Here is a 17,437-nt window from a genome sequence, read left to right as displayed (position 1 = left end):
GGGACCGCTCAGTGACCGAACGGGTCCGGGTCGGTTCCCGGTAGCCAGGACAGACCCGGCCGGCCCCATCCGTTCTGCTTGACCGCCTTCTTCGCCGCACGGGCGTTCCGGCCGACCAGCCGGTCCAGGTACAGGTGGCCGTCGAGGTGGTCCACCTCGTGCTGCAGGCAGCGGGCGAAGAAATCCGTGCCCTCGACCTCGACCGGTTCGCCGTTCTGGTCGACACCCGTGACCCTCGCCCACTCGGCGCGACCGGTGGCGAAATTCTCGCCGGGGACCGACAGGCACCCCTCGAGGTCGTCGTCCGGGTCCGGCATGCCCTCGGGCCGCGGGGAGGTCTCGATGACGGGGTTGACCACGTACCCGCGGCGCCGCGTCCCGTGATCCGGGCAGTCGTAGACGAACACCCGCCGGTCGTCTCCGACCTGGTTCGCCGCGAGACCGGCGCCGTGGGCGGCGTCGTTGGTCTCGAACATGTCGGCGATCAGCTCGGCCAGCTCGGAGTCGAACTCGGTCACGGGCCGGGTCGGGCGGTGCAGGACGGGTTCGCCGCAGATCACGATCGGTCGAATGGACACGGTGCAAGAGAGTAATGGGTCACAGCACCGGTTCCGCCGTTCAGGTGGGAGGTGTACGGTCCCCCTGGCCTCAGGTGAGGCTAACCAACGTTCCACCGGCGCGGTGAGTTCCCCGGTGCCGACGCGGAGAGGAGGTCCTCGTGCTGCCCACCTTCGTCATCGGACTGCGGGAGGGGCTCGAGGCTGCCCTCATCGTCGGCATCATCGCGGCATTCCTCCGGCAGAGCAATCGCCGGGACGCCCTGCGCGCCGTCTGGCTCGGAGTCGGTGCCGCCGTCCTGGTGTGCCTGGCCGTGGGGGTGGGCCTGGAGTTGCTGAGCGCCAACCTGCCGCAGCGCCAACAGGAGATGCTGGAGTGCGTCGTCGCCGCCATCGCGGTGCTGATGATCAGCTACATGGTGCTGTGGATGCGCCGGCACTCCAAGGATCTGCGCCGAGACCTGCAGGACGCAGCCGGTAGCGCCCTGGCCCGGGGATCGGCCGCCGCCCTGGTCGTCATGGCCTTCCTCGCCGTCATCCGCGAGGGGTTCGAGACCTCGGTCTTCCTGCTCGCCGCGTTCCAGTCGGCTGTCTCCCCGGTGCAGGCCGCCGTCGGTGTCCTGCTCGGCATCGGCCTGGCCGTCGCGCTGGGTTACCTCATCTACCGCGGTGGCGTGCGGCTCAACCTCTCGCGCTTCTTCCGCATCACCGGAGTCGTCCTGGTGCTGGTCGCCGCCGGGCTGGTGATGAGCACGCTGCGCGCCGCCTACGAGGCCGGCTGGCTCACCGCCGGCCAGCAGACCGCCCTGGACCTGTCCGCGGTGGCCCGGCCCGGGTCGGTCACCGAGTCGATCCTCACCGGGATGCTCGGCATCCGCTCCACGCTGCCGGTCGTCGAAGTCGTCGCCTACGTCCTCTATGCGGTCCCGATGCTGCTCGTCGTCCTGTGGCCGGTCCGCCGCGTCCCCGGCCGACGCCCGTTGGGCTGGGCGCTGACCGGCACCGCCGTCGCCGCGCTCGCCGTGGCCGGCGTCCTGGTCGCCGCCGCGCCGTCCGCACCCGGGGCCGTCACCACGGCCCAGGGGCCGTTCGCGCTCACCGGCGACCCGGCCGCCACCGGCGGGACCACGGCGACCGGGTCGGCCACGGTGACCATCGCCGCCGGCGGGACCGCCGCCCAGCTGGCCGCGGAGATCGGCGTCGGCGGCGTCGGCAGCACCATCGAGGGGGATTCGACGCTGACCGCCACCGGCGGGGCCACGGTCTCGGCCGCCGACGGCACCGGCCACAGCGCCACGCGCTACACCGGGACCCCGATCACCCGCACCGTCGATGCGGCGGCCGCCGGTCAGGCCGGGCTGCCCGCCACCCTGACCGCCCAGCAGATCGCCGCCGCCAACGGCGGCCGGCTCCCGGTCGGTCTGCGCGCCGGCGGCACCGCGGCGACCAGCGGCTGGCCGACGACCTGGACCGAGACGCTCGTCCCGCAGCTCAGCCTCGACGCCGCCACCGGCACCGTCCTGGACGTCCAGCTGCAACTCACCCGCACCGCCGCGGTGACCCTGGACAACGGCACGGTCGTCGCCGTCGGGACCGCGGGTTCGGCCGCGGGTTCGGATGGAGCCGCCACCGGTGAGATCACCGTCGCCGCCACCGCCGACACCGTGGCCGCCGCCCTCCCGCGGGTGGCCGACGCCGACGCCCGTCGGGACAGCGCCGAGCTGTACGGCCGGGTGCTGCCCGCCCTGCTGCTGGTCTTCGCCCTGACCCTGCTGCTCTTCGGACTGCCGAAGGTGCTGCGCCCGGGCCGGGCCGCCCGGCCGCGTGGTCTGCCCACCACGGCCGGCCCCGCCGACAGCGACACCAGGGTCCCGGCGACCACGCCGGCCCCCGCCGAGCACCCACCGGCCTGAGCCGCCTCCGCCCAGCGGGGCCGCGTTCGACCGTTCCCCTGCCCGGCCCGTCCGGATACCGCCACGGCGCCCACCCGGCCACCGACCTCCTCCCCGCCGCGACCCCGCATCCACCCTGGAGTCCGAATGTCCTCATCCCCCCGTCACCGCTGGGCGTCCGCGGCCGTGCTGCTGTCCGGTTCGCTCCTGCTCGCCGCGTGCGGTTCCGCGCCGACGACCACCGCCGCGCCCTCGTCGTCGGCGGCCTCGAGCGCGCCCGCGTCCAGCCCGGCGTCGTCCGGCTCGGCGGCCCCGGCCGCCGACGGGTCGACCGCGGTCACCATCACCATCACCGACGCCGACGGCTGCACTGCCAGCACCGACTCGGTGCCGGCCGGCCCGGTCGACTTCACCGTCACCAACAAGGACGCGCTGGGTGTCACCGAGGTCGAGCTCGTCTCCGACCAGCGCATCGTGGGCGAGCGGGAGAACCTCGCCCCCGGCTTCGACAGCGTCTTCTCGGCCCGCCTCGACGGCGGCAGCTACGAGATCTACTGCCCCGGTGCCTCGACCGAGCGGCGTCCGTTCACCGTCACCGGCCAGGCCGCCCAGCAGACCGGTGACGTGGCCGAGCTGCTGACGCAGGCGACCAAGGACTACGCCGCGTACGTCGACGACCAGATCTCGTTCCTGGTGCCGCCGGTGCAGGAAATGGCCGCGGCGATCAAGGCCGGGGACGTGGCGGCCGCCCAGCAGGCCTACGCCAAGGCCCGTCCGTTCTACGAGCGCATCGAGCCGGTCGCCGAGTCGTTCCCCGACCTCGACCCGGCCATCGACCTGCGGATCGGCGACGTGGAGCAGGGCACCGAGTGGACCGGCTTCCACCCCATCGAGCAGGGTCTGTTCGAGAAGAAGTCGACCGACGGGCTGGCCGACCTGGCCGACGGCCTGGTCGCGGACATCGGCAAGCTGCAGACCCAGGCCAAGGCGCTGTCGGACGCCACCGACGCCGGGACCGCCGGCGGCTACCAGGCGTTCGAGATCGCGAACGGCGCCTCCGGGCTGCTCGACGAGGTGCTGGCCTCCAAGATCACCGGCGAGGAGGAGGCGTATTCCAAGCTGGACCTGCTCGACTTCGAGGCCAACGTGGAGGGCTCGCTGCAGGCGTTCGCCACCCTCAAGCCCGCGCTGGACCAGATCGACCCGACGGTCGTCCCGAACATCTCCGCCAAGTTCGACGCCCTCATGACGCTGCTCAACACCTACAAGGACCCGTCCGCGATCGGCGGCTGGAAGCCGTTCGACCAGCTGACCGACAGCGATCGCAAGCAGCTGACCGACGCGCTGCTGGCCGTCCAGGAACCGCTGTCGGCCGTCGCCGCCAAGATCACCAACTGACGGACCGCCCGGCCGTCCCCGAAGAACCCGCTGCACCCGAAAGGCCGTCGACCGTGAACGCCCACCCCGACACCCCACCGCCCGGTCCGTCCCGCCGCCGCTTCCTCGGCGGCGCGGCGGCGACCGTCGCCGGGGTCGGGGTGGGTCTCGGGGTCGGCGGGGCGGCCGGCTTCGGTCTCGGCACCGCACGGGCCGACGCCGCCACCACGGCGGCCGTCGACCAGGCGGTCGCCGCGACGGCCACCAGCCGGGCCGACGCCGTCGTCGACTTCTACGGCGGGCACCAGGCCGGTGTCACCACTGCGGCGCAGGAGCGGCTGATGTTCGCCGCCCTCGACGTCACCACCACCGACGTGACCGAATTGCAGCGACTGCTGGGTCGCTGGGCGGCGATGGCCGCCCGGATGACCCGGGGTGAGCCGGTCAGCAGCTCGCCGACCAAACCCGAGCAGCCGCCGTTCGACACCGGCGAGGCGATGGATCTCGGGCCGCACTCGCTCACCATCACCGTCGGGTTCGGGCCGAGTCTGTTCGACGACCGGTTCGGGCTGGCCGATCGGCGGCCGGCCGCGCTGGCGCCGTTCGGCACCGTCCCCGGCGACGCCGTGATGCGCCCCGAGCTGTCCGACGGCGACCTCTGCATCCAGGCGTGCGCCGACGACCCCCAGGTCGTCTTCCACGCCATCCGCAACCTGGTCCGGGCCGCCCGGGGCACCGCGACGCTGCGCTGGTCGCAACTCGGCTTCGGGCGCGCCTCGGCCACCGGCGCGGGGCAGAGCACGCCGCGCAACCTGTTCGGGTTCAAGGACGGCACCCGCAACATCCACGCCGACGACCAGGCCGCGCTGGATCGCTGGGTGTGGGTCGACGCTCAGGACTCGGCCGGTCCCGCCACCGACTGGATGACGGGCGGCTCGTACCTGGTGGCCCGCAAGATCCGCATGGAGATCGAGTCCTGGGACACCGACGAGCTGTCGGACCAGGAGAAGATCTTCGGCCGCGTCAAGGCGACCGGTGCCCCGCTGACCGGCGGCGACGAGTTCACCGCGGTCGACTACGAGGCCACCGGCAGCGACGGTCAGCCGGTGATCGACGTCGCCGCGCACATCCGACTGGCCGGCCCGGAGAACAACGGCGGCGTACGGCTGCTGCGCCGCGGCTACAACTACACCGACGGCCAGGACCCGGCGACCGGCAAGCTCGCGGCCGGCCTGTTCTTCATCGCCTTCCAGCGCGACCCGCAGGCCCAGTTCAAGGTGCTGCAGACGCGCCTGGGCAAGTCCGATCTGCTCAACGAGTACATCGCGCACATCGGCGGGGGCCTGTGGGCCTGCCCGCCCGGTCTGTCGGCGGTCGGCGACTGGTACGGCAAGGCGCTGTTCTCTCCCGCGACGTCGTGACCTTCTCCGCGGCGGGGATGTCCCGGCGCACAGGTGCTGAGTAGGACCGGGTGGCGGCGGCCACCGTCCTGTCGGCGGTGACGCCGGACAGGTCGCTCGTTCGAGTGACGAATGGGACATCGAGCCGCACGAAAGGGTACGAAGCGTCACCTGCCTGGGCCATTTGGGTGTAGACGTTCGCTACGCTGTGATAGAAACGGTGAGGCAAAACCGCGCTACGAACAGGTTTTGCCCCGTTTGGCTGCGTGATCGTGGCGACGGGATCACGCAGCGTTGTCACTTCGACGTCCCAGCCGCCCGCTCGGACTTCGCCTTCCCGGAGGGATCCTTCCTTGACGCAGCCCTATGACGCCCGATCGCAGCAGGCGTTCGCCGCCGCGGTCTGTCGGGTGCTGCGCGAATCGCGCCGGCGTCAGAAGCTGACCCAGGCCGAGGTCGCCCAGCGCACCGGCGGCCTGGTGTCCAAAGCCGCGCTGGCCAACTACGAGACCGGCCACCGGTCGCTGCGTGTGGACGTCCTGTGGGTCATCGCGCACGCGCTGGGCGAAGACCTCGGGGCTTTGCTGACCGCCGCCGAACGCGGCGTCGCCATCCGCCCGACCATCACGGGTAGTGGGGCCATCACGGTGGACGTCGACGAGCTGATGGCCGCCGAGGACCCCCGGCTGAGCCCGGTGCGGCGCTGGTTCGAGCTGCGCGGCACGTCCTCCAGCACCGTCACCCTGGACGACGCCGCCCTCGGCGCGCTCGCCGCCGTGATGGACGTCAGCGTGGGGGAGTGCCGGACCATCCTGGTCACCGCGGTGCGCAGCGCCCGGGCCGGTGCCGTCCCCACCACCGTCGGCTGATCCCGACAACCGGGCTGGGAGCATCCTCACACCCCGTTCGCACGTCCTCGTCAACAGTCCCCGTCCACGGGGATGATGGTCACCCGGAGGTCCCGTCAGGGCTCCCGGTGAGCGACGAACGGCGGATCGACCGACCCGAACGGTCCTCCGCCCCGGTGATGACGAGGTGATCTTCTGAACGGCGGCCAGCGCTTCGAGGGGACCGGTGGACAACGGGCGGACCCCGACCCGACGGGCCCGCCCGACGACGCCGCAGCGACCCAGGAGATCCCGGCGCACCAGCCCCGGCACCTGGCCGACGGCGTCCACGCCGACGAAACGGTCGTCATCCCGGCCGTCGACGGTGCCGATGCGGCCGGTTCCGGCCCGGGCGACCGGCCGGCGCGCACCGGCCGGGTCGCAGCGTTGGCCGCCGCGGCGGTCCTGGCCGTCCTGGGCCTGGCGTACGTGATCGACCTCTTCGTCACCTCCGGCACCGTCGAACGCGGGACCACCGTGGCCGGGGTCGACGTGGGCGGCCTGACCCCGCAGGAGGCGCAGGCCCGGTTGGCCGCCGAAGCGGCCGACAACTACGGCGCCCCGGTGGAGATCCACGCGCACGGCGTGACCGCCACGATCGACCCGGCGACCTCCGGGCTCACCGCGGACGTCGACGCCTCGGTGGCCGCGGCCGGCACGCGGTCGGCCAACCCGTTCGTCCGGCTCACCTCGTTCTGGGGCGGCAGGGACCTGCCCATGGTCGTCTCGGTCGACCGGCCCGCCCTGTCCGCCGTCGTCGCCGGTATCGCCGCGCAGACCGACACCGCCCCCGTCGAGGGGGAGGTCGGGATCGACAGCACCGCCACCGGACCGACCGTGCGGGAGGTCACCCCGGTCGTCGGGGCCACCCTGCAGGTCGACCCGGCGGTGGACGCCATCGCGACGTCCTGGGCCCAGGGCGGCGACCGGTCGCTGGCCGCACTCGACCTGCCGACCACCGAGCAGCCCGTCCGGGCCGGCGCCGACGCCACGGCCGCCGCGGCCACCCAGGTGCGCACCCTGCTGTCCGCGCCCGTGGTGCTGGACGCCAACGGCACCCCGGTCGAGATCGGCGCCGACCGCATCGCCGCCGCCACCACCATCGCCCCGGACGCCGGCGACGGATTCACCGTGGCCGTCGACACCGCGCGGCTCCGGGCGGACAGCACGGCCGCGGTCGAGGCGACCCAGCAGGCCCCGAAGGACGCGACCATCAGCATCCAGGGTGCCGGTGACGCGGCCGCGCCCGTCGTCAGCCCCAGCGAGAACGGCCGGACCGTCGACTGGGCGGCCACCGAGGCGGCGTTGGCCTCCGCGGTCCAGGGCACCCAGCGGACCGTCCCGGTGACCTACACCGAGGCCGCTCCCGCGTTCACCACCGAGCAGGCGAACGCCCTGGGCATCAAGGAGGTCGTCGGCGAGTTCACCACCGGCGGCTTCGCCAGTTCCTCCGGCGTCAACATCCGCGTCGTCGCCCAGAAGGTCGACGGGGCGATCGTCAAGCCCGGCGACACCTTCGGCCTCAACGCGTTCACCGGCACCCGCGGCACCGCGGAGGGCTACGTCGAGGCCGGCGTCATCCAGGACGGCCGGCTGTCCACCGCCGTCGGCGGCGGCATCAGCCAATTCGCCACGACCCTGTACAACGCGGCGTACTTCGCCGGGATGGACGACGTCACGCACACCCCGCACTCCTTCTACATCAGCCGCTACCCGGCCGGCCGGGAGGCGACCGTCTACGACGGCGAGATCGAGCTGGCGTTCAAGAACCCGTACGACACCGGGGTGCTCATCCAGACCATCTGGACCTCCGGTGACATCACCGTGCGGCTGTGGGGGACCAAGCACGTCCAGGTCGAGTCGGTCCGCGGCGAGAAGTACGACTACACCTCCGCCCCCCGGGTCGTGATCCCGTACGGCCAGTCCTGCAGCGCGTCGTCCGGCAGCCAGGGCTTCTCCATCGTCGACACCCGGGTCGTCAAGGACCTGGCCGGCGCGGAGATCCGGCGGGAGAACTTCACCACCGTCTACAACGGTCAGCCCAACGTGGTCTGCCAGCCGCCGCCGGCGGCCGCCACCCCGGCCCCCAGTACCGCGGCCGCCGCGCCCGGCACGTCGGCCGCCCCGGCCCCGGCCGCCGAACCCGCCCCGGCCGCCGAACCGGCCCCCGCGGGGTGACGCATCGCCCCCGGTCCGGTCGGAGCCGGACCGGGGGTGCCAGCGATTACGCTGGTCACGGTTCCGTCCCGGCCTCGGCCGGGCGCGGACACCGGCCGCCGTGGCGCAATTGGTAGCGCACCCGACTTGTAATCGGGCGGTTAGGGGTTCAAGTCCCCTCGGCGGCTCTGCCCGAAGGAGGCGTCGATGCCCGGTGCTCAGGGGACGGTCGGCTCACAGCAGCCGGTCGGCGTCACCGGGCTGCAGGGCGCCCGGGTGGTCCACCGGGACGGCACCGTCGCCCTGGACGGGGTGACCCTGCTGGCCGAGCCGGGCGAGGTGCTCGTCGTCGTCGGGGCGTCCGGTAGCGGTAAATCGACGGTGCTGCGGGCGATCGCCGGGCTGGTCCGGCTGAAGTCCGGGTCGGTGCTGATCGACGGCTCGCCGACGTCCGCGAGCCCGCAGCTGCGGAATGTCGCCATGGTGTTCGAGGACACCCAGCTGATGCCCTTCCTCACGGTGGCCCGGAACATGGGCTTCGGCCTGCACACCCGGCACACCCCGGAGGACGAGGCCGCCCGCCGGGTCACCGAGCAGGCCTCTCGGCTGCGGGTGCGCCGGCTCCTGCACCGGCTGCCCAACCAGATCTCCGCCGGTCAGCGCGGCCAGGTCGGCATCGGCCGGGCCCTGGTCATGTCGCCCCGGGCCTTCCTGCTGGACGAGCCGCTGGCCCATGTCGACGCCCACGAGCGGATCCGGATGCGCCGGGTGATCTCCGAGACGGTCCGCGGTGCCGGCGTGACCACTCTGTGGGTGACCCATGACCAGGACGAGGCGCTGGCCGTCGCCGACCGGGTGGCCCTGCTGCGGGAGGGGGCCGTCGTGCAGATCGACGCGCCGCGACGGATGTACGACCGTCCGGCCGACCTGCTGGTCGCCGACTTCCTGGGGGCGCTGCCCGCCGGTCGACTGCGGGCCACCCTGGTCGAGTCGGGCGGGCAGGGCGGGTACCGCGTCGGGTCCCGGGTGCTGCCGACCTGGCGGCCGCTGCCGCCGGAGCTGACGCCGTGGGTCGGACGGGACGTCGTCCTGGGTCTGCGCCCGGAGGCGGTGCAGGTGCGCTCGGACGATCCGGATCCGCACCTGGCTCGGCTGGACGGGTTGGCGCGCTGGGTGGAACGCCGGGGCAGCGACACCTACGTCACCGCGGTCTACGGCGACGGCAACCGGCTGGTCGCCCGGGACAGCGGACGCTCGGGGGCCCGGCCGGGGGATCTGGTCCCGCTGCTCGTCGATGCGTCCAGGGCGATGGTGTGTGAGCCGCAGTCGCCGCACCGGGTGCTGTTCGCGCCGGCGTAACACGTTCAGGGACCGGAATGCCGGTGTTCGGCTGCGCCGGACGGTGGTGTGCATCGTCCCACTGGCCACCGAAAGCGGCACGAGGCGTGGTTCACTGTTCTCGTACGGGGCACTGCGCTACTGAACGCAGCAGTGAAGTCCCTTCCACCCGGCGATTCCAGTCGACCGGCTGACTTTGCAGGTCAGACCCTCCGTGTCTTGTTGAGCACCGTTCTCCATCGATAGCGTTTTGCTCGCACGGTCCTCCCGATATCGCCGCCGATCCGGGCAATCCCCGGTAGTGCGAAGCCGGTTCGGGACCGTTTTCCCCCCTCTCCACTGATCGGCATCCACCGTCGGTGGGTACGAGGGGACCACTCCTTCCCGCAGCGCCCGCGCTGCTCCCCAGATTGGCGTAGACCATGTCGAAGGCCGTTCCCGCTACCCGTTCCGGAACCTGTGGTTGCTGTTCCTCCTCCTACCCGCCCGGCACGCCCATCGTCTGGGACCGCGGGGTGACCGGCTGGGTGCTGGCCGGCCACCGGAGCATGGCCAGCCGCTGAAGCCTGTTCGGTGTCCCGCCCGGCACCGCCCCTCGCCGCCGTGTCCACTGGACCCGGGTGGTAGACCCGGGGGATGACCGCAACGAACCTCGAGGTCGAGCAGAAGTTCGACGTCGATGCCGATACCGCCTGGCCCGACCTGGCCGATGTCCCGGGTGTCGCCCGGGTCGACGCCCCTGACGTCACCGAACTGGTGGCCGTCTACTACGACACCGCCGACCTGCGGCTGGCCCGCGTGGGGGTCACCCTGCGCCGCCGGACCGGCGGCGACGATGCCGGCTGGCATCTGAAGGTCCCCGCCGGTGCCGGCGCGCCGAACGCGCGGACCGAGTACACCGAGCCGATGGTCGCCGGTCGGGCCGCCGACCCGGCCGGGGGTCCGTTGACCGAACCTCCGACCGCTCTGCTGGCGCTCGTCCCGCACCGGCTGCGCGGCGCAGCGGTGGCTCCGATCGCCACCCTGACCACCACCCGCACCCGATACCGCCTGCTCGACGCCGATGGCGCACTGATCGCCGAGGCGGTCGACGACGTCGTCGACTCGGTGGCCACCGTGCGTCCCGACGGTGCGACCGGCGAGGCGCGGATCGCCCGGTGGCGCGAGTGGGAGATCGAACTGGCCGACGGGGCCGACGAGCGCGGCGACGAACTCCTCGCCGCCGTGGCCGACCGGCTGCTCGCCGCCGGGGCACGCTCCTCGAAGTCCGGCAACAAGCTCGAGCAGGCCCTCGGTGGTGGAGTGCGGCGGCGCCGGCCGAGCCCCGTTCCCGCGGCCGACGGCCGGGCGGGGGACGTGCTGCATGCGCACCTCATCGAGCAGATCGACGCCCTGCTGGCCCGCGACCCCGAAGCCCGCCGCGACGAGCCCGACGGCGTCCACAAGATGCGGGTCGCCACCCGCCGGCTGCGCAGCGCGCTCGCCACCTACCGGCCGCTGCTGGATCGGGAGGTCACCGACCCGATCCGCGACGAGCTGAAGTGGATCGCCGGGGAGCTGGGTGGGCCGCGGGATGCCGAGGTGCTGCGCGAACGACTGATCGGGGCGCTGTCGCAGGAGCCCGACGACCTGGTATTCGGGCCCATCGCCGCCCGCATCACCGAGACCCTGCAGTCCGACCACCGGTCAGCGCACGACGAGCTGCTGGTCGCCCTGGACTCCGACCGGTACTGGGCGCTGCTGGACGCCCTGGACGAGCTGGCCCAGCAGCCGCCGTTCACGGAGCTGGCCGGCCAGCCGGCCGACGAGGTCATCACCGCCCGGGTCCGCAAGGCCTTCCGCCGGGTGCGGGCCCTGGTCGACGCGGGTGAGCCCGAGGGCGCCGAACACCGCGACGAGTGGTTCCACGAGATCCGCAAGGCGGCCAAGCGGCTGCGCTACGCGGCCGAATCGGCCGCCCCGGCCTTCGGCGAGAAGGCGACCGCGCTGGCCACCGCCGCGGAGGATTTGCAGGAGGTGCTCGGCGAGCACCAGGACAGTGTGGTCGCCCGCCAGGTGCTGCGGGACATGGCCGCGCGGTTCTTCCTGGACGGCGAGAACACCTTCTCCATCGGCCGGTTGCACGCCCGCGAGCAGTACCTGGCACGGGACATGGAGGAGCGGTTCCCGCAGGTCTGGTCCGCGGTGTCGCACAAGAAACTGCGTCGCTGGCTGAAGGGCTGAGCCTTGACCGGCTCCACGCGCCCGGTCGCCCCGGTGGCCCCGGTCCTGTTCCTGCTGTTCGTCACCGGCTGGGCGGCGAATCATTTCGCCGCGCTGCTGCCGGTGCTGCAGCGAGAGGAGGGCCTGTCGCCCGGTCTGCTGGCCGGCGTCTACGGGCTGTACGCGGTGGGCCTGCTGCCCGGTCTGCTGCTGGGCGGTGGGCTGTCCGATCGCATCGGCCGCAAGGTGCTGGCCGTCCCGGGTGCCGCCGTGGCCCTGCTCGGCACCGTCAGCCTGCTGGTCTGGCACGACCCGGCCGGACTCATCGTCGGCCGACTCCTGGTCGGGCTGGGGGCCGGGGCGACCTTCAGCGCCGGAACGGCCTGGGCCACCGACCGCCGCGGAACGACCGGCGCGACGTGGGCGGGGGTGGCGCTGACGGCCGGGTTCGCCGGCGGACCGGTCGTCTCCGGGGTGCTGGCCCAGGTGAGCGCGCACCCGCTGCCGGTCACCTTCGGGCTCAGTGCGCTGCTCTCGGCGGTCGCCGTGGTGGGGGCGGCGCGGCTGAGGCCGGTCGGCACCGGCCGGACGGCCACCCCGCCGACGGTGGCGCCCGGAGCGTCGGCGCCGCGGCGGGTCCGATCGACGAGCGCTGCATTGGGGTGGGCCCTGCCCATCGCGCCGTGGGTGTTCGCCGGCGCGACGGTCGGGGTGGTCACCCTGCCGTCGCGGCTGGACGAGTCGCTGCGCGGTCCGCTGCTCACCGGCATCTCGGCCGGGGTGGTCCTCGGCACCGGCATCGTCGTCCAGGTCCTGGCCCGCCGGGTCGGAGCCGGACCGGGCGCCGGGGTGCTGGGTGCCGCGGCGGCGGCCGCCGGGCTGGTGCTGGCCGGCGTCGGGGGAGCGGCGCCCGCCCTCGCGCTCGTGCTGGCCGCGGCGGTGCTGCTCGGCATCGGCTACGGCCTGTGCCTGCGGGCCGGACTGCTGGACCTGGCCACCTGGGCGCCCCCGGACAGCCGGGGGTCGCTGACCGGCCTGTTCTACCTGTGCACCTACATCGGGTTCGGGGTGCCGGTGCTGCTGGAGGCGGTGCGGCCGACCCTGGGCCCGGAACTGCCCCTGCTGGTCCTCGGCGGCCTGTCGGTCCTGGCCGCGTTCCAGCGCGGGCTGCGATTGGCCCGATCCCGGGGCTGACGTCAGGCGGGCGGGATGCCAGTGCTGCCGCGGACCCGCAGGGTCGGGGTGAGCAGTTCGAGCGTCGCCGGCCGGTCCGGATCGGCGATCCGCGCGTCGAACGCGGCCGCCGCCCGGCGGCCGACCTCGGCGTTGGCGTTGTCCACCGAGGTGAGCGCGACGGCCCGCAGCGAGGCCAGCCAGGTGTCGTCGTACCCGACGATCGACACGTCGTCCGGCACCCGCAGCCCGCGGTCCAGCGCCGCTGACTGCGCGGCGATCGCGGACAGGTCGTTCGCCGCGACGATCGCGGTCGGCCGACGATCCGGGTCGGCGTCCAGCAGCCGCACGGCGGCGGAGTACGCGCTGCTCTCGGAGGCATCGGCGGTCTCCACCCGGACCAGGTCGCCCCAGCCGTGGTCGGCCATCGCGGCCCGGTAGCCCTGGGCCCGCAGGTCGGCCGCGACCCCGAAGCGGCCGGCGAGGTGGGCGATGCGCCGGTGACCGAGGTCGACCAGGTGCTGGACGGCCAGCTGCGCCCCGGTCAGGTCGTCGTTGGCGATGACGTCGACGCCGGGCAGGTCGACATCCCGGTTGCCGGCGACGACGGTGGGCAGCCGGGCAGCGCGCAACAGGTCCTGCGCCCCGGGCACGGTCCCGACGACCACCAGCCCGTCGACCCGCAGCTCACGGAAACTGGGCACTGCGGCGCTGTCGATGCCCTGCCCGCCGCCGGCGGCGGCCAGCAGGGTGTGCCGACCCTGTTCGTGCAGGGCATCGCGCAGCGCCTCCAGGCAGTCGACGAACCACGGGTTGCGCAGGTCGTCGAGCAGCACCCCGACCAGGCCGGTACGGGAGCCGGACAGCGAGCGGGCGAGGAGGTTGGGGCGGTAGTCCAGCTCGGCCATGGCCTGCTCGACGGCGCCCCGCTTGGCCGGGCTGACGTGCGGCGAACCCTGCAGCACCAGCGACACCAGCGACTTGGAGACCCCGGCGCGGGCGGCGACCGTCCGGATGGTGACGCGCTCGGACATCCCGGCCTCCCTCGCTGGACCGGTCCACGATAACCAGCGACTCGCCATTTTGTCTTGACAATCCGACGGCGGTCCGCGAAGACTGGCCACGGCGTTTGGACCGGTCCACAAGTTCGGCCCGGCCCGCCCCCGACGCCATCGATCCGCTGATCCGTCTTCACCGAGGAGGACACCCATGCCCCCCGCCCGCCGTCCCCTGGGCATCGCCGTCGCCGGTTTCGGCTGGATGGGTCGGGTCCACACCCAGGCCTACCTGCGGCTGCTGCACCACTACCCGTCGCTCACCCTGGCCCCGCAGCTGATCACCGTGGCCGACGAGGTCCCCGGCCGGGCCGAGGAGGCCTGCGCGCAGTACGGGTTCGTCACCCCGGCCCGCGACTGGCGGGAGATTCTGGACGATCCGCGCATCGACGCGGTCAGCGTGGCCGCCCCCAACTTCCTGCACGCCGAGATCGGCAGCGCGGTCGCCCGGGCCGGCAAGCACCTGTGGATCGAGAAGCCGGTCGGCCTGACCACCGCCGACGCCACCGCCGTCGCCGACGCGGTGGCCGCGGCCGGAGTGCAGAGCGCCGTCGGCTTCAACTACCGCAACGCCCCCGCCGTCGAGGCGGCTCGTGACCTCATCGCCGCCGGGGACATCGGCACCGTCACCCACGGCCGGTTCCGCTTCTTCAGCGACTACGCCGGGCATCCGGACGGTGCGCTGACCTGGCGCTACGAGCAGGCCCGCGGCGGCAACGGCGTGCTGGGCGACCTGGCCTCGCACGCGGTCGACCTGGCCGCGTTCGTCCTGGGCGACGGCATCGACGCGCTGGTCGCCGACACCGCCACGTTCATCCCGCAGCGGCCCAAGCCGTCCGGCGCGACCGTCGGCCACGGCCTGGCCACCGGCGGCGAGCTCGGCCCGGTGGAGAACGTCGACTACGTCTCCGCGCTGGTCCGCTTCGCCTCCGGCGCACGGATCGTCACCGAGGCCAGCCGCGTCGCGGTGGGCGAGCAGAACGCCTACGGCTTCGAGGTCCACGGCACCCGCGGCATGGTCGCGTGGGACTTCCGGGGACTGGGCGAGCTGTCCCTGTCGGTCGGCGAGAGCTACCAGGACCAGCCGCTGCAGACCGTCTTCGTCGGCCCGAAGGCCGGTGACTATGCCGCGTTCCAGCCCGGGTCGGCGTCGGCGATGAGCTACGACGACCTCAAGGTCATCGAGGCGTACCGCTTCGTGAAGTCCATCGAGACCGGCACGTCGGTGGGCACCAGCCTGGTCGACGCGGTGCGCAGCGCCTCGGTGCTGGACGCGATGACCGAGTCCGTCGCGACCGGTGCCTGGGTGCGGCCGGTGACCGCATGACCGCCGCCGTCGCGCCGGTGCGGGTGGGGGTGATCGGCACCGGCATCATGGGCGCCGACCACGCCCGCAACCTGCATCGCTTCGTCTCCGGCGCTGTGATCGCCGCCGTCACCGACTGGGACGCCGACCGGGCCGCCGCGGTGGCCGCCGAGATCCCGGGCTGTCGGGTGCTGACCGACGGGTTCGCAATCATCGCCGACGCCGACGTCGACGCCGTCCTCATCGCCTCGGCCGACCACACCCACGCCGAGCTGGTGTTGGCGGCGATCGCCGCCGGCAAGCCGGTGCTCTGCGAGAAGCCGCTGGCCCCGACGGTGGCCGAGTGCATCACCGTGGTGCAGGCCGAGCAGGACGCCCTCCGCGACGGCCGGATCGAACGGCCGGTCGTCACCCTCGGCTTCATGCGCCGCTTCGACCCGGGCTACGTCCAGCTGCGGGACACCCTGCGGTCCGGCGCGATCGGCACTCCGCTGCTGGTCCACCACGTCAGCCGGGGCGTCTCGTCCGGACCGGGTGCGACCAGCGAGTCCAGCGTCACCGGGTCGTCGGTGCACGAGTTCGACATCGTCCCGTGGCTGCTGGGCTCGCCGATCGTCGAGGTCAGCTGGCACTCAGGTCGGCCGACTGCTGTGTCTGATTTCCAAGACCCGCAGCTGCTGCACCTGCGCACCGCCGACGGGGTGCTGACCGTTCAGGAGACCTTCCTCAACGCCCGGTACGGCTACGTTATCGGCGCCGAGGTGGTCGGTGAGACCGGCACCGCGGTGCTGCCGCAGCCGGCCGCGGTGGTGACCGGCGGCAACCTGTCGGTCGGGCACGGACTGGCCGCCGACTGGCGGCCCCGGTTCGCCGACGCCTACCGCCTGGAGCTGCAGGAGTGGGTGGACGCCATCATCGCCGGCCGCGAGTCGACGCTGGCCACGGCCCGGGACGGGCTCGTCGCCGCGGTCGTCTCGGACGCGGTCATCGCCTCCATGCACGCGGGCGGCGCGGCCACCGCGGTCGCGCTGCCGGACGTCGCGTCGTGACCGGGTTCCCCACGGCGCTGCCGACCTCGCGGGTGCCCGACCCGCGGGCCGCGCCGTCCGTGCGCTGGGGCGTCATCGGCACCGGCTGGATCGCCGAACGGTTCGTCGGTGCGCTGCTGCGGAACACCGGCCAGCAGGTGGTGGCCATCGGGTCCCGAGACGTCGCCCGTTCCCGGGAGTTCGCCGGCCGCTTCGGCGTGTCCGGGGCCTACGGCTCCTACGAGGAACTGGTGGCGGCGCCGGACGTGGACGTCGTCTACGTGGCCACTCCGCACAACGCCCACCGTCCCTGCGCCCGGCTGGTGCTGGAGGCCGGCAAGCACGTGCTGGTCGAGAAGCCGATCGGGCTGAACGCGGCCGAGGCGCAGGAGCTGGCCGATCTGGCCGACGAGCGTGGCCTGTTCTGCATGGAGGCGCTCTGGAGCCTCTTCCTGCCGAAGTTCGACGTCATCCGGCAGCTGATGGCCGACGGCGTCCTCGGCACCATCGGGACGGTGCTGGCCGACATGGGGGAGTGGTTCCCCGGCTCGCATCGCATCCTGCGGGCGGACCTGGCCGGCGGTCCGCTGCTCGACCTCGGCACCTACCCGGTGATGTTCGCGAACTGGATCCTGGGGTCCGACCTGAGCGTCACGGCGATCGGGCAGCCGCACCCGGCCGGGGTCAACGGGCAGGTCGGCGCGCTGCTGGCCGATGCGGCCGGCCACCAGGCCGTCGTACACTCCACTCTCGGCGGGCTGACCCCGACCACGGCGACGGTGGCCGGTACGTCGGCGTCGTTGTTCCTGGACGGGCCGTTCTACCAGCCGGGCACGTTCACCCTGGTCGCCGCGGACGGCTCGGCCCGCCTGCGGTACGAGGAGGAGGCGGTCGCCCACGAGGCGCTGCACTTTCAGGCGGCCGAGGTCGCGCGGTGTATCAGCGAGGGGCGGACGCAGTCGGCGATCCGGCCGCTGGCGGACTCGATCGCCACCCTGCGGGTGATCGACGAGATCCGCCGGCAGCTGGGGATCGTGTTCGCCGAGGAGCGCTGACCCTGGCCCC

13 protein-coding genes and 1 tRNA gene are annotated in these 17,437 nt (G+C 73.3%); 12 read left to right on the top strand and 2 right to left on the bottom strand.

The window, feature by feature from the left end; translation table 11 throughout:
• Nucleotides 1-8 precede the first annotated feature (8 nt).
• Complete coding sequence (locus FDO65_RS11300) at nucleotides 9-578, bottom strand: peptide deformylase (RefSeq protein WP_137449830.1); 570 nt, start codon at nucleotides 576-578, stop codon at nucleotides 9-11.
• A 140-nt stretch (nucleotides 579-718) separates the two neighbouring features.
• Between FDO65_RS11300 and efeU the strand changes: the two genes are divergently transcribed.
• From efeU to FDO65_RS11255, 9 genes are all read left to right on the top strand, one after another.
• A complete protein-coding gene (gene efeU / locus FDO65_RS23075) occupies nucleotides 719-2,470 on the top strand; it encodes an iron uptake transporter permease EfeU (RefSeq protein WP_205849981.1) in 1,752 nt (583 codons plus the stop codon).
• 126 nt (nucleotides 2,471-2,596) lie between these two features.
• Entirely contained in the window at nucleotides 2,597-3,847 is a 1,251-nt protein-coding gene (gene efeO / locus FDO65_RS11290) for an iron uptake system protein EfeO (protein WP_137449829.1), read from the top strand.
• A 53-nt stretch (nucleotides 3,848-3,900) separates the two neighbouring features.
• Nucleotides 3,901-5,247, top strand: coding sequence for an iron uptake transporter deferrochelatase/peroxidase subunit (gene efeB, locus FDO65_RS11285; protein WP_137449828.1), 1,347 nt, complete (start codon nucleotides 3,901-3,903; stop codon nucleotides 5,245-5,247).
• Between the two features lie 332 nt (nucleotides 5,248-5,579).
• Entirely contained in the window at nucleotides 5,580-6,095 is a 516-nt protein-coding gene (locus FDO65_RS11280; protein WP_166442140.1) for a helix-turn-helix domain-containing protein, read from the top strand.
• 405 nt (nucleotides 6,096-6,500) lie between these two features.
• On the top strand, nucleotides 6,501-8,291 hold the full coding sequence (locus FDO65_RS11275) for a VanW family protein (RefSeq protein ID WP_137449826.1): 1,791 nt from the start codon (nucleotides 6,501-6,503) through the stop codon (nucleotides 8,289-8,291).
• 94 nt (nucleotides 8,292-8,385) lie between these two features.
• Nucleotides 8,386-8,458: transfer RNA gene (locus tag FDO65_RS11270), tRNA-Thr, on the top strand.
• A 19-nt stretch (nucleotides 8,459-8,477) separates the two neighbouring features.
• Entirely contained in the window at nucleotides 8,478-9,629 is a 1,152-nt protein-coding gene (locus FDO65_RS11265) for an ABC transporter ATP-binding protein (RefSeq protein WP_137449824.1), read from the top strand.
• A gap of 615 nt (nucleotides 9,630-10,244) precedes the next feature.
• Nucleotides 10,245-11,831, top strand: a complete 1,587-nt coding sequence (locus FDO65_RS11260; protein WP_137449822.1) for a CYTH and CHAD domain-containing protein — start codon at nucleotides 10,245-10,247, stop codon at nucleotides 11,829-11,831.
• A gap of 3 nt (nucleotides 11,832-11,834) precedes the next feature.
• Complete coding sequence (locus FDO65_RS11255; RefSeq protein ID WP_137449820.1) at nucleotides 11,835-13,004, top strand: MFS transporter; 1,170 nt, start codon at nucleotides 11,835-11,837, stop codon at nucleotides 13,002-13,004.
• A 2-nt stretch (nucleotides 13,005-13,006) separates the two neighbouring features.
• Here FDO65_RS11255 and FDO65_RS11250 read toward each other — a convergent pair whose 3' ends face one another.
• The gene (locus FDO65_RS11250; RefSeq protein WP_137449818.1) at nucleotides 13,007-14,017 is read right to left on the bottom strand and encodes a LacI family DNA-binding transcriptional regulator; all 1,011 of its coding nucleotides are present in this window, start codon (nucleotides 14,015-14,017) and stop codon (nucleotides 13,007-13,009) included.
• Between the two features lie 175 nt (nucleotides 14,018-14,192).
• Between FDO65_RS11250 and FDO65_RS11245 the strand changes: the two genes are divergently transcribed.
• From FDO65_RS11245 to FDO65_RS11235, 3 genes are read left to right on the top strand one after another with little or no spacing between them, the layout of a single operon-like run.
• Nucleotides 14,193-15,365 carry a Gfo/Idh/MocA family protein gene (locus tag FDO65_RS11245; protein WP_137449816.1) on the top strand — a complete coding sequence of 391 codons (1,173 nt, stop codon included), beginning with the start codon at nucleotides 14,193-14,195 and terminating at the stop codon, nucleotides 15,363-15,365.
• Entirely contained in the window at nucleotides 15,362-16,393 is a 1,032-nt protein-coding gene (locus FDO65_RS11240; protein ID WP_137449814.1) for a Gfo/Idh/MocA family oxidoreductase, read from the top strand. The genes FDO65_RS11245 and FDO65_RS11240 overlap by 4 nt, the downstream gene beginning before the upstream one ends.
• The gene (locus tag FDO65_RS11235; RefSeq protein WP_137449812.1) at nucleotides 16,390-17,427 is read left to right on the top strand and encodes a Gfo/Idh/MocA family protein; all 1,038 of its coding nucleotides are present in this window, start codon (nucleotides 16,390-16,392) and stop codon (nucleotides 17,425-17,427) included. Before FDO65_RS11240 ends, FDO65_RS11235 begins: the two co-directional genes overlap by 4 nt.
• Nucleotides 17,428-17,437: the final 10 nt, after the last annotated feature.

It is taken from the genome of Nakamurella flava (genome assembly GCF_005298075.1).
Classification (GTDB): Bacteria; Actinomycetota; Actinomycetes; order Mycobacteriales; family Nakamurellaceae; genus Nakamurella; species Nakamurella flava.
This window is presented reverse-complemented; position numbering and strand designations above follow the sequence as displayed.

Coding starts and splice junctions, on each gene's coding strand:
- efeO (WP_137449829.1), top strand. CDS start 2,597: ATGTCCTCATCCCCCCGTCACCGCTGGGCGTCCGCGGCCGTGCTGCTG.
- FDO65_RS11265 (WP_137449824.1), top strand. CDS start 8,478: ATGCCCGGTGCTCAGGGGACGGTCGGCTCACAGCAGCCGGTCGGCGTC.
- FDO65_RS11260 (WP_137449822.1), top strand. CDS start 10,245: ATGACCGCAACGAACCTCGAGGTCGAGCAGAAGTTCGACGTCGATGCC.
- FDO65_RS11250 (WP_137449818.1), bottom strand. CDS start 14,017: ATGTCCGAGCGCGTCACCATCCGGACGGTCGCCGCCCGCGCCGGGGTC.
- FDO65_RS11245 (WP_137449816.1), top strand. CDS start 14,193: ATGCCCCCCGCCCGCCGTCCCCTGGGCATCGCCGTCGCCGGTTTCGGC.
- FDO65_RS11240 (WP_137449814.1), top strand. CDS start 15,362: ATGACCGCCGCCGTCGCGCCGGTGCGGGTGGGGGTGATCGGCACCGGC.